At 36.6% G+C, this 12,492-nt stretch carries 14 protein-coding genes; all 14 read right to left on the bottom strand.

What is annotated here, in order from left to right; all coding sequences use genetic code 11:
• Nucleotides 1-80: 80 nt before the first annotated feature.
• Entirely contained in the window at nt 81-587 is a 507-nt protein-coding gene (locus HMPREF1208_RS00475; protein WP_016424363.1) for an SA0570 family protein, read from the bottom strand.
• 86 nt (nt 588-673) lie between these two features.
• Nucleotides 674-1,474: an alpha/beta fold hydrolase gene (locus HMPREF1208_RS00470; RefSeq protein WP_016424362.1), complete on the bottom strand. Its 801-nt coding sequence runs from the start codon at nt 1,472-1,474 to the stop codon at nt 674-676.
• Nucleotides 1,474-2,178: an HAD family hydrolase gene (locus HMPREF1208_RS00465; RefSeq protein ID WP_016424361.1), complete on the bottom strand. Its 705-nt coding sequence runs from the start codon at nt 2,176-2,178 to the stop codon at nt 1,474-1,476. The genes HMPREF1208_RS00470 and HMPREF1208_RS00465 overlap by 1 nt, the downstream gene beginning before the upstream one ends.
• A gap of 56 nt (nt 2,179-2,234) precedes the next feature.
• Nucleotides 2,235-3,185: a FecCD family ABC transporter permease gene (locus tag HMPREF1208_RS00460; protein WP_016424360.1), complete on the bottom strand. Its 951-nt coding sequence runs from the start codon at nt 3,183-3,185 to the stop codon at nt 2,235-2,237.
• Entirely contained in the window at nt 3,175-4,056 is an 882-nt protein-coding gene (locus HMPREF1208_RS00455) for an ABC transporter substrate-binding protein (protein WP_016424359.1), read from the bottom strand. The genes HMPREF1208_RS00460 and HMPREF1208_RS00455 overlap by 11 nt, the downstream gene beginning before the upstream one ends.
• 245 nt (nt 4,057-4,301) lie before the next feature.
• Nucleotides 4,302-5,960 carry an arginine--tRNA ligase gene (gene argS, locus HMPREF1208_RS00450; RefSeq protein WP_016424358.1) on the bottom strand — a complete coding sequence of 553 codons (1,659 nt, stop codon included), beginning with the start codon at nt 5,958-5,960 and terminating at the stop codon, nt 4,302-4,304.
• Nucleotide 5,961: 1 nt separating this feature from the next.
• A complete protein-coding gene (locus HMPREF1208_RS00445; protein WP_016424357.1) occupies nt 5,962-6,372 on the bottom strand; it encodes a DUF1934 domain-containing protein in 411 nt (136 codons plus the stop codon).
• A 107-nt stretch (nt 6,373-6,479) separates the two neighbouring features.
• Entirely contained in the window at nt 6,480-6,998 is a 519-nt protein-coding gene (locus HMPREF1208_RS00440; RefSeq protein WP_016424356.1) for a YwhD family protein, read from the bottom strand.
• A gap of 206 nt (nt 6,999-7,204) precedes the next feature.
• Complete coding sequence (locus tag HMPREF1208_RS00435) at nt 7,205-8,503, bottom strand: HD domain-containing protein (protein ID WP_016424355.1); 1,299 nt, start codon at nt 8,501-8,503, stop codon at nt 7,205-7,207.
• A 25-nt stretch (nt 8,504-8,528) separates the two neighbouring features.
• Entirely contained in the window at nt 8,529-9,008 is a 480-nt protein-coding gene (locus HMPREF1208_RS00430; protein ID WP_016424354.1) for a GNAT family N-acetyltransferase, read from the bottom strand.
• Nucleotides 9,009-9,096: 88 nt separating this feature from the next.
• Nucleotides 9,097-9,633 (bottom strand): flavodoxin family protein, encoded by a 537-nt coding sequence (locus tag HMPREF1208_RS00425; RefSeq protein ID WP_016424353.1) that lies wholly within the window; start codon nt 9,631-9,633, stop codon nt 9,097-9,099.
• 280 nt (nt 9,634-9,913) lie between these two features.
• Entirely contained in the window at nt 9,914-10,246 is a 333-nt protein-coding gene (locus tag HMPREF1208_RS00420; protein ID WP_016424352.1) for a DUF1450 domain-containing protein, read from the bottom strand.
• 357 nt (nt 10,247-10,603) lie between these two features.
• Entirely contained in the window at nt 10,604-11,440 is an 837-nt protein-coding gene (locus tag HMPREF1208_RS00415) for a lipoate--protein ligase family protein (protein WP_016424351.1), read from the bottom strand.
• Nucleotides 11,440-12,429 carry a phosphate acetyltransferase gene (gene pta, locus HMPREF1208_RS00410; protein WP_016424350.1) on the bottom strand — a complete coding sequence of 330 codons (990 nt, stop codon included), beginning with the start codon at nt 12,427-12,429 and terminating at the stop codon, nt 11,440-11,442. Before pta ends, HMPREF1208_RS00415 begins: the two co-directional genes overlap by 1 nt.
• Nucleotides 12,430-12,492: the final 63 nt, after the last annotated feature.

The following is a 12,492-nucleotide window of genomic DNA, read 5'->3' as shown; positions in this document are numbered from 1 at the left end:
GGCAGAAATCATTTTGATTTCATTGCCCCGCCCCGGCAAGGTCATGTACAAAAGACATCTTTAAAGGATACCTTTTACGATTAAGCTTCTAAATCAATGCGATAAAGTTTTAAGTGCTGATCTTTTGGATTTTCAGATGCAAATTGATAAGATACTTTACCATCTACCACGTAACCATTATTTCCTGTTACAGAATTATAATGTGCACGTGTAATCGCTTTTTGGCTAACTTCTTTTTTTACATCCTCATAACTTGGTCCGTTGAGCGCTTGGTAACTCATACTAATTCTTTTTACTTTAGACTGCTCGCTTTGTCCATTTGTAGTTACAATCATGAGCCCTTTTTTAGTATGATACTCATAATAATGATCGTGTCCATAGGCTTGTTGCGTATGAATCCCTTTTCCTTTTTCACGAAAAACATCCTTCAAACTTTGACCAATCGTTACCCCTTCAATTGTTTGATCACCATTTTGTAATGCTTTAACTGACTCCAAATCGTTTCCTGTCATTGCGTTTGCTGTTCCTGTGTACGTAGTCAACAATGTCACACATGCGATAAGTATTGCACTGACTAGCTTTTTCATAAAGCGCACACTCCTTTTTTTATGCCGTTATCTTTAGTTATCCATACCCGTAATCATCATAAAATAACGATTTGATTACAAAAATATTACAACTCCATATGATGCGTTGTTCTTTGCATAAAATCTTTGACTTGTTTAAGAAATTTTTCTTTTTCTTCTACAAATGGGTAAACACCTGACTTATTGAATAATTCATATGTCGCATTTGGCATTAACTCAGCAACATGCTTTGACTCATTCGGTGTCACGCGTTCATTTGCCTGACCTGCAATAATGAGCGTTCTCACATGAATTTCAGGTAAAATCTTTTCCAATCCATTTTCCGTAAATGAATGATCAACAGCTGTTTTTTCATAATCTGTTAATAGCGCCTCAGAATCATTCACATTTTTAAGAAATTTACGTACTTTTCCTTTAGCATGATATAAATGCTTCTCTAAAAACTTTTCTTGCTCAGATTCATTACATGTTCGAATTGTTTCTGCGTATTTGCGGAATAATCGCTCATGTGGTAACAAAGTATCATCGACAGTAGGATTAATCAGTATTAACTCAGAAACTTTATTTGACGCACTCAAAGTCAGATCTAACGCGACCGTGCTGCCCAACTCATTTCCTATTACTGTCGCACTTTCAATATAAAGAAAGTCCATGAGCTCTTTTATATCTTGACTATATTCATGAAAATCAATCGCCAACGGTTTATCGGAATAACCATGTCCACGTAAATCGATTAATATAACTTGAAAATAACGTGCCAATCGTGTGGCAATGTCTTCAAAAACCGTATGGTTCATATATATCGAATGTATCATGACGATAGGATAACCTTTACCCATTGAGCGATAATTTAATGCCGTACCATCAGATGTCCTAAATAGTTCCATTACTTTTCAGCCTCCCGCTTTACATTTAAAATATCTAACAACTCTTCAAGTGTTGTGATTTCATAATCCATCTCTGAATCTAGAGGGACGACTTCATCTTCTTGTCCTTCATGACGATACCAAACACTCACCATTCCCATCGCATGCGCCGGCGCAACATCGTTTAATGCGTCATCCCCGACATAGATAACCTCTTCAGGTTGAACATCTAACTTTTCTAAAATATCTTCATAAATACGTGGGTGTGGTTTGCGGAAGCCGACCGTTTCTGAAGTGGATAAATGATTGACGTATTCTTCAATACCCAGTGCATAAACACGATACTGTTTTATTTTAGATTTACCATTTGCAATAACGCCAATCTTATATCCCGCTGCTTTCAATCTTTCTAGCGTATAGTTCGTGTCGTAAAATGGGAACACATAACGATAAAAATGCATTTCAAAGTCATGAAATAAGTCCTTCCAACTTAATCGATCAACGTTGAACTGCTTAATAATTTCTTTGTATAAGTCCGGTTTATCATGGTCTTCATCGTCATCTAATTCAATGAATTTTTTACGAAAATCCGAGGCCTGTACACGTACTAAGTAATCATGAAATCGCTCATACTGTTCTTCGATAAATTTATCGCGAGACTTTTTACGATCCAATAAAGTACCTTCTAAATCAAATATTATTGCTTTAATTTGTGTTAAGTCCATTGATTTCCCCTCATTGTCATTCTTGAAAATTACATAACTCTATCATAGTCAATTGCCTATCGCCGTTCAACTATCATGAGATAAAACATTAAAGGAATACCTATTATTGCCAATACAATACTTGCTGGTATTTGAATCGGCGCAAGCAATTGCGCACCTAAGACGTCGGCTAATACCATCACGGTTCCCCCAATCACGAGATTAAGCAACAATTTAATCGTAAGGGATTGTTGACTGATACGTTGTACAAATTGAGGAATCACCATGCCAATAAATCCTATGACGCCAACAAAACCTATAATAACGGTTGAAATCGCCGTCGCCAATAATAAAACGACGATTGATAAACGTTCGACGTGAAGACCTAAAGCAGCACTCGATAACGTATTCATTTGTAATAGCTTAATTTTAGGAAGACATATCAATATTGCACCTAATGTTAGGGCTAAGACAATACTTACATAGGTGACCTCTCGATATTCTGAAGCAGAAAATCCACCGAACATGTACGCCACAATATTTCGTAATTTTGTAGGATTAAATTGCACCATTAAAAATAATATCGCGTTTAGTAGAGAACCAATTAATATTCCGGCTAGAATCAGTGAACGCGTGGGATAACCGCGTGTTATGAAATATGCGACAGCAATCACAATGAAAAGTGAGACCATCCCCATTATCATCGCAAACGGGGCAATCCAACTAAAAGATAGGCCTAAAAGAACAGCGCATGCTGCACCCACTGTCGCACCATTTGCCAGCCCTAGCGTAAAACTGTCTGCCAGTGGATTGTTCAAAATGATTTGAAACATTTGCCCCGCTAAAGTTAAACCCATACCTGATAAAAGTGCTAATAATATGCGTGGGAGTCTGACCTCTAATATCAATGTTGCCGCCAACGGACTCCCCCATTCAATTTGGCTAAGAAGGCCATACGCACAGACAACAATCAGTGCAATTATCCAAAGCATTATACTGATTAAGCCACGCAAGGCCTTATTTTTCATATATGGCATCTCTTAACAATTTCATGGCATCATCTAAGCGTGGTCCAGGTCGAGACAACATATCATCGTTTAAAGCCACGACGCTCTCTTTTTTCACTGCGCGAATTTGTTCAAAACCACCACGTTGTTTCACGCTTTGTTGATAGTCCTTTGTTGAGACGCCTGCAGTCGACACCATGACATCAGGGTTTTTCTTTATAATTTGCTCTTTACTCACTTTCGGCCATCCTTCTGTATTATCAAATACATTTTTAGCGTGCAGTTGTTTAAGCATGTCATTCATAAATGTGCCTTTTCCAGCGGTATAAATTTCTGGTTCTGAAGCAATTTCAATAAATACTTTAGGCTCTTTTTTCTGTTTTGGAACACTATCTGTTACTTTCTTGATATTTGCTTTTGTCTCATCGATTAAAGATTTTGCTTGTTTTTCTCTACCTGTAAGTTTTCCAATTTGTTCAAATGATTCATACATTTCATTAATTGATTGGGCATCTTTTACATATGCCACTTTAATACCACTTTCACTCATATCTTTTAACACTTTTCCTTGTGTCGCTTTTTGAGATTCATGCGCTAAGATTAAATCTGGTTGCGCTTTAATCAAAGCTTCTTTATTTAAATGCATCGCATCAAATTTTTCTTTTTGCTTTACTTCCTTTGGATAATCATCCACTGTAGAAACGCCGGTAACTTTATCACCGATGCCTAATGCATATAATACCTCTGTGTTACTAGGCATCAAAGAAATAATGCGCTCTGGTACTCTACTCGTTGATTTTCCCGTATCCTTAGATTGATTTGCATTAAAATTACAGCCAGCAAGCACAACTACAATGAGTAGTAAGGTGCTTATAAAACTTTTCCCCCTCATGGTTTCACTCCTATTTTAATTATTTCATATATCTTATCATTTTCTAAAGTTTAATGGTTCATAAAAATTATTTTCTATAATAAATAATGTAAAATTTGAAGCCCTGTCGCAGTCAGCCCATGCCCCAAAATCAATTTTCATGCATATTCGAAGATTGAATAACCAAAAAGAAGGCAGAAATCTATGCTTCATTTGCTAGATTTCTACCTTAATTTACTTTTAATTTTATGATTTACAAACTAATTTTACATTTGTTCTGGTGCAGAAACACCAACTAAATGTAATGCATTTCGTAATGTGATACGCACTGCATCAACTAATGCGATGTGTGCCTGAGTTTTTGCATCATCTTCTGTTAATACTTTTTCTGCGTTATAAAATTTATGGAAATGCGCAGCTAAATCTTGAATATAATTTGTCACACGATGAGGGGCTCTCGCTTCTGCTGCACTTTCAATCATCGGTTCAAATTCAGCGATTTTCTTTAATAATTCAATCGCTTTTTCATTTGTGATTGTTTGATAATCTGCACCTTTTTCTACTTGATAACCTTGTGCTTTTGCTTGTCTTAAGATAGAGCAAATACGTGCATGTGCGTATTGTGCATAATAAACAGGGTTATCTTGTGATTGCTCTTTTGCAAGCGCCATATCAAAGTCAAAATGCGTGTCTGGGCTACGCATTGTTAAGAAATAACGCGCTGCATCTACACCGACTTCGTCCATAATTTCTCGTAGTGTAATGGCATTACCTGTACGTTTACTCATTTTGACTTCTTCACCATCTTGCATTAAACGTACCATTTGCATAATTTGTATTTCTAAACGATTACTGTCAACGCCAAATGTCTCTAATGAAGCTTTCAGACGATTAATATAGCCATGATGATCTGCACCGAACAAGTTGATTAGTTTTTGATTGCCGCGTTGAATTTTATCATAATGATACGCAATATCAGGTAAGAAGTACGTATAAGTACCATCTTTTTTGATTAATACACGATCTTTATCGTCTTTAAAATCAGTCGTACGTAACCACGTTGCGCCATCTTTTTCATATGTGTAGCCTAATTCATCCATTTTAGCGAGAACCGCTTTAATTTCATTTTTCTCATAGAGTGATGTTTCACTAAACCAATGATCAAAATGCGTATTAAAATCAGCAAGATCTTGCTTTAATTTTTCCATTTCATAATCTACACCTAGTTTTCTAAACGTTTTTAAACGTTCATCTTCTGATAAATCAACTAGATGCGGTTGTTTTTCTGCTAAATCTGCACCTATGTTTTTAATGTCTTGACCGTGGTAACCATCTTGTGGCATTTCCGCATCATGTCCTAATTGTTGTAAATAGCGTGCTTCAATAGATTTGGCTAGGTTTGTAATTTGATTACCTGCATCATTAATATAATATTCACGTGTTACGTCATAGCCGGCTGCATCAAGTACATTACTTAACGTATCCCCGACTGCAGCGTTACGTGCGTGCCCAATATGTAAATCCCCAGTAGGATTGGCTGATACATATTCAACTAGAATCTTTTCGTTTTTAGGTTCAGCTACACGACCAAATGCGAGATCTTGTTCTAACGCTTGATCAATCACAACATTGAGATAACTTGGGTCTAAATAAAAATTAATAAACCCTGGTCCAGCGATATCGATAGATTTTACATGTGCCGCTTCCGTATCTAAATGGTCAACAATAAGTTGCGCAATTTCTCTCGGATTGCGCTTTGCTAATTTTGTTAAAACCATAGCGATATTTGTTGAGTAATCCCCGTTTTTACTATCTTTTGGGATTTCAATTTTAATATCAGGAATTGTGTCCACGATTTGCGCTTGTTGAATACTATTTTTAATTTCTTGAACTAAAGTGTCTTTAACTTGATCGATAATATTCATCTTATATCTCCTTATATTTAATTTCGTATTGATATTTTCCAATTTGTTCATTTCCTTGAAATAAGGCGTAATACACTTTAAGTTTCCCACCATTTTCGCTCACAAAATGTAATATACTCATTGTGTGGACGGTTAATACCATTTTACCATGCGGAAACTCATAAAACGTGGTCGTATCTTGACCTTCAACAAAATGAAGTGTCATATTGATATCACCTTTACGAATAATCTTGATACTGTCATCCGCTAATTTCACGGTCACATTTACAGCAGCGTCATCCACTTTTTCATGATATCGAATGAAGTCTGCATCTTTTTTCAACCATTGCCCAGTCGTTTGATGGGAGAAAATGTCCTTCTCTCCATCTTTTTTTACAATTTGACGCACATCAACTTTGATATTATGTTCCACAGTGTCATTCACCTTACTTTATAGAATAATACAAGCCATTATATCACACAATACAATAAAGAAAAGAGAGCAAGACATCATGTCCGGCTCCCTTTTTCTGGAAAATGTTAGTTTGCTTCATCGTTCAACGCTTGATGCAACGTCACATCTGAGTTGCGCCACATTTCAGGATGATGCGATTTTAAAAATTCAGCGAGGACTTTACGATTGTCTGCACCAATATGGTCGACAATGACTTTGTGCTTCATCGATTTATCCATCATATTCACATGTTCAGGCATACTTTTATATCCCCGACGAATCGACTTATTAACAAGCATATAAGCTGCAGTCACGCCAGCGTAATAGGGTCCTTGCTCGCCTCTTTCTGTTGTGACCCAACATAACCAATAGGCTTTTGCGCCATCAACATCAACAACTTCCTTGTCTGTTATCCATTTCACACCACGCTCTACTTTAGCACGTGCATGCATCGCACCAATATCTATAAACGCTTCTTGTGCTTCGATATCTATAAAAACAGGTGCCACATTATCTAAACTAATGGAACCTAAATTCGTTCCTTTATGACCATCTAGCGGGTCTTTTTTAATAATATTAAAATTAAAGCCTTTTTTCTCCGCCATTGCATGTCCCTCCATCAAACATAATCTCTCAAATACAAGTGAAGAATAAAAATTGATTTGAAAGACGTCTTCCCAATCAGTAAGAATGATAAGAAGTAAGACACGCCTCATTCAAAGCGAATGCCCAATCCTATCCTTAACGGCAACATGATCTTTTGTGCCCTTTCATATGGGCAAGACGCATGGTTCACTCAATCACTAATTGATTAATTTAACTCATTCAAAAGATTAATAATAGTACTTTTTATCTCGAGATCTTCAATATTAATAATGAGCTCTTTAGGATAATAGAGCTTATAGTCTTCACGTTTAATGCCTGTAATACTTGAAATAATGAGCGATTGGCTACTGATTTCTCGAATACTACCATTATTTTGTAATAAATGTATCGGTTGTCTATTAGATCCAGGTCGGTCATAATCATAAGGTAAGTCTGAAAATGAATCACTGACAAAATAATAGTCAGGGTCGATACCTGCCTGTTGAAATAAATCGCGCAACTCAGTAATCGTAATGATTGAACCATCAAATGGTAGATATTTAAATAAATCACGATTAATAAAGCGACGCGACAAATCACTTAAAATCGGATCGGTTTCTTCCATCCATTCTTTTAAGTAATATGTAACATCTGTTTCATCTAATTTAATATATTCTTCAACTGTTGCTCTATTCTCAAAAAAAGGCACAAAATCTCTTGGAGAGATTTTAAAAGCGTAGCCTTGTTCATATAAGTATTTCGCGCGTTTAAAACAATGATTAAGTAAAACCTCTCCACCCCGACTTACAGGGTGAAAGTAGATTTGCCAATACATTTGATAACGACTCATAATAAAATTTTCAACGGCATGCATTCCGCTCTCTTTAATCAGTACCTCATCTTTCGAAGGTCGCATCAATCTTAAAATGCGCTCCATATCAAACATACCATAAGACACACCCGTGAAATAAGCATCTCGTTGTAAGTAATCCATTCGATCTGCATCAATTTGTGATGAAATCATTGAAATAACTAACTTATTGTCATGCGTTTTATTAATCACTTCGGCGACTTCATTTGGAAAAGTATCACTGACACGTTTCAGTACCTTATTGACTTCCGTGTCTCCTACAATAATCGCCTGAGTATATGCTTCATGGTCTGTATCAAATATTTTTTCAAAACTATGGGAAAATGGCCCATGTCCTAAGTCGTGTAACAAGGCCGCGCACATCGCTAGTGGTCGATCTGCATCATCCCACTCTGGCCGTCCTCTAAACGATTCGTCAATCATGCGTCGAACAATCTCATAAACGCCAAGTGAGTGACCAAAACGGCTATGTTCAGCAGTATGAAATGCTAAATTGAGTGTACCGAGCTGTTTAATTCGGCGTAACCTCTGGAATTCTTTCGTTTTGATTAAATCCCAAATCAATTGATCTTGTACGTGTATATAGCGATGAATCGGATCTTTGAAAACTTTTTCTTCTGGTAATTTACGTGCTGCATAAGTTGATTTCGTCAATCGAAAATCCTCCTTAATCGCAATTTTATCTCAGTCTTTTTTTCATAAGGGCGAGATGCATCGTTTCACCATACATCACATGTTCATATGTACGTAATACTTCAAAGCCTTCTTGTTCATAAAATGCGACACCTTTTTCATTTTGCGTATCGACTTCAAGGTAGACAGCATCATATTGACCATCGTAGTGCGAAAGTCCTTTTTCTAACAATAAACGTCCATAACCTTTATTTTGTGAATGTGGACGCACATAATGCGCTGATAAATAAAGTTCGCTTCCTTGTATAAAGTTAGCGAAACCTACTACTTCTTTATCTTCAATTGCGACAATAAAGAGTTGGTCTTCTAATCTTTTACGCAAATGCTCTTCGTTATATGAAGCCGCGAGTAATTCGTTCACAGTGGAAGCCGCATAAATATTCAAATACGTATTGTACCACGCTTTGGTCGTAACATCGCGGATACCAATGACATCATCAGGTGTAGCAATTCTTACTTCATACATTCAAAATTTCGCTCCTTACTTGCATTATAGAATACATACTATTATACCATAAATGCACAATTAAATAGGATTGAAAATATTTATTTCGTCACGCGTAAAACTGGTTCCAACGCTTTGCCTCTTTCATTGCATAGTTATCATCACGAATATCACCAGGACGTTCTGCATAGCCAATTAAATAATCTTGTAAGTGTGCACCTAAATACTGCAAACTATATTCAATCTGTTGCACACAAGGTAGCGCTTTAATTCTAGGGCTATCGCCACCCACAATAATTAATCTAAAGTTGATTTTCGCCATTTTTTCTTTAAAATCAACGTAACGCGGATCTTGTAATGTTTCCGACCAATGGTCAATAAATGATTTTAATGTCGCACTCACACTGTACCAATAAACCGGTGAAGCAAATATCACTTCATCGCTTTGTAGTACTTTATCAATGACTTCTTGATAGTCATCATTGTAATCCAGTATCGTTTCATGTTGATGTCTGACATCTCTCACTGGATTAAACTTTAATTTTGTCAAATTAATCCATTCATGGTCGTGCCCGTTTAATGCTTCTTTAACCAGTGCAGCCGTATTGCCGTGATCTCGACTTCCCCCGAATAGCACCGTAATCATAAAATATCATCCCTTTTACTTTTTTGAATGTATGAATACTATTCCCATGTAAAGCGCTAAATATGCATGAATTCCTTTATCTTGCATGTGGACAACATTTTCAAAACCGGCAATAACTCATAAAAAAAGGCTAAGACACCATCACGTCTTAACCTTTTTAAGGATTTAAAATGACATCATTATTTCTAGGTACGCCACACCATAAAACAACTTTGTATCCGTACATGCCTGTTGCCATTTCTCTCTTATTTATTTTGAATCAATTCAATGATTTAATCGCTTATTGACGTTTAGCGAGTTTTTCTTTCAGCTTACGATCTTGTTCTTCTTTTCGACGCTTACGCTCCTCATTACGCTTTCTGAGACGTTCTTCTTCCTCTGGATCTCTTGGTTTTTGAAGTTGTTTCGTCACCTTTTCCATCAATTCTTCCTCAGTTTGCGCAGCGAGTGGTCGATTGTTCACAAACGCAAAAGTTTTACGTCTTCCTGGTCCGCAATATGATTGACAGCCCACTTCAATTTCCGCTTCAGGGTCTAACTTTTTAAGCTTTTGCGTCAATGTTTTAATGTTAACCGCTTGGCAATCATCGCAAACCATGAATTTATTTTTCACTTTAGCGTCCCACCTCTCAATTTTTTAGCTCTATCCATTTTACTCTTTTTTCAATATTTTTCAAGTTACAAATCTTTAGAGATATTGAACGTCAACCCCTATTTATACGCCACTTAAAAAACTTTATTAAGACCGTCCTTCGCCCAACGTTAAAGTTCCCATAAAAAAGGAGTGGAACAGAAATCGGTTTAATTTCGTTGTTCCACTCCAGCAAAAATGACTAGAATTGAGTAAAGCCTGCTTTAAGCATATGTGCAATCCAGTCAGTTACTGCTTTTATTTTATTTAAAACTTTTCGGAGATCGAACTCTCACTATGTCTCATTAATATCGATCATTTGAATCAATACAGCACTATTTATTCCATTTTTGCATTCATTTTCGCGTTACGCGCTAACATTCGTTCATAATACCCTTCATAGCGCTCCCATTCAAATGAAGTAATCGGATCCATATTCAGTGTACCGCCCAAATCTTTAATCGCATAAAGCAATTTAAACATGACCTCTTGTACAGTTAAAGAATGACCTAAAAGTTCTTCCAAAGATGCCATACAATCTGGCTCAATGCTTGGATACGTAAACTTTGTCTTCTCACCTTGAAGCGCATGTTCGTAAAATGCACGCATTAATTCAGCACGTTCACTGCCTGAGCCTTCAACACAAAGATAAATTTGCACAGCTATTCCACCCCGTACACGCCGTTGTGAGATGCCAGCAAACTTTTTATTATTGATACTCAAATCAAACTTACCTGGGCAATAAGAATGTTGAATTTCGTGTGTATCTATGTCTACATTTTCGTCTTCAAACATTTTGCTAATTAATAAGTACATCACTGTAAAAGCTTCATCGATAGAGGTTTCCGTTTTACCTTTAAACATCAGTGAAATATTTAATACACCCTGATCTAAAACAACACCTAAACCACCTGAATTACGGACAATCGCATTATAACCGCGTGTATCTGTCAAATAACGAATACCGTCTTGCAAATGAGGGAGTCGCGAATCGTGAATACCTAAAATCACTGTATGTTGATGAACCCATGTTCTTACTACATTCGGAGATAAATCTTTGCCCACACTTTCCGAAAACGTATCATCAAAAGCAAATGATTGCATAGGCGCTAAACCAGAAGAATGGTCAACATAGCGCCATGTGTGGTCATTAAAATACTTTGATGTTAAGTCCATTATTGTAAACTTTGTGCAGCAGTAATAATAGATAAATTATAAACGTCTTCAGTTGAACAGCCGCGTGATAAATCGTTTACTGGTGAATTAAGTCCTTGAAGTACAGGTCCTACTGCATCGTAGCCACCTAAACGTTGAGCAATTTTATAACCAATATTACCTGCTTCTAAGCTTGGGAATAAGAATACATTTGCATCACCTTGAATTTGTGCACCTGGTGCTTTTTTCTTCGCAACTTCTGGTACGATTGCAGCATCGAATTGGAATTCGCCATCAATAACAACGTTAGAAAGTCCTTCAGAAGCTATTTTTTCTTGAGCAAGTTGAACAGCTTCTACAACTTTTTCTGTATCATCTGATTTTGCTGAACCTTTTGTTGAAAAACTTAACATAGCTACGCGAGGATCCATACCAAAGCTTTGTGCTGTTTTGGCACTTTCAACCGCGATTTCTGCTAAATCTGATGCGCCTAATTCTGGATTGATGGCACAATCACCAAAAATAAATTGTTGATCTTCTTTAATCATAAAGAACACACCAGAAGTTTTAGATACACCTGGTTTTGTTTTAATGATTTGAAGTGCAGGGCGTACTGTATCTGCAGTCGAATGTGCTGCACCGCTCACTAATCCATCTGCATAACCTGCGTAAACAAGCATTGTACCGAAGTAGTTCACATCGTTTAAGAACGATTGCGCTTGTTCTTCAGTTGCTTTACCTTTACGTCTTTCCACAAATTTCTCAACTAATTCAGCTTTTAAGTCACTGTTTTCAGGGTGAATAACTTTTAAGCCTTCAATATTTAAAGATTTGTCAGCTGCTAATGCATTAATTTTGTCTACATCCCCTAAAACGATTGGTGTGACATAATCAGAACCTTGCAATTCTACAGCTGCTGTTAATACACGCTCATCTTCACCTTCTGGTAATACGATACGCACATTTTTACCAGAAAGTTTGTCTTTTAAAACATCTAATAAACTAGACATCGTTGTCCTCCTCTGCTTTCCTTCTCAATAATTTCCACCTATTATTATACGTTATTTAAACGT

It is taken from the genome of Staphylococcus sp. HGB0015 (genome assembly GCF_000411275.1).
In the GTDB taxonomy this organism is placed as follows: Bacteria; Bacillota; Bacilli; order Staphylococcales; family Staphylococcaceae; genus Staphylococcus; species Staphylococcus schleiferi.
Note: the sequence above shows the minus strand (reverse complement) of the source record. Positions and strands in the feature narration are given on the sequence as shown.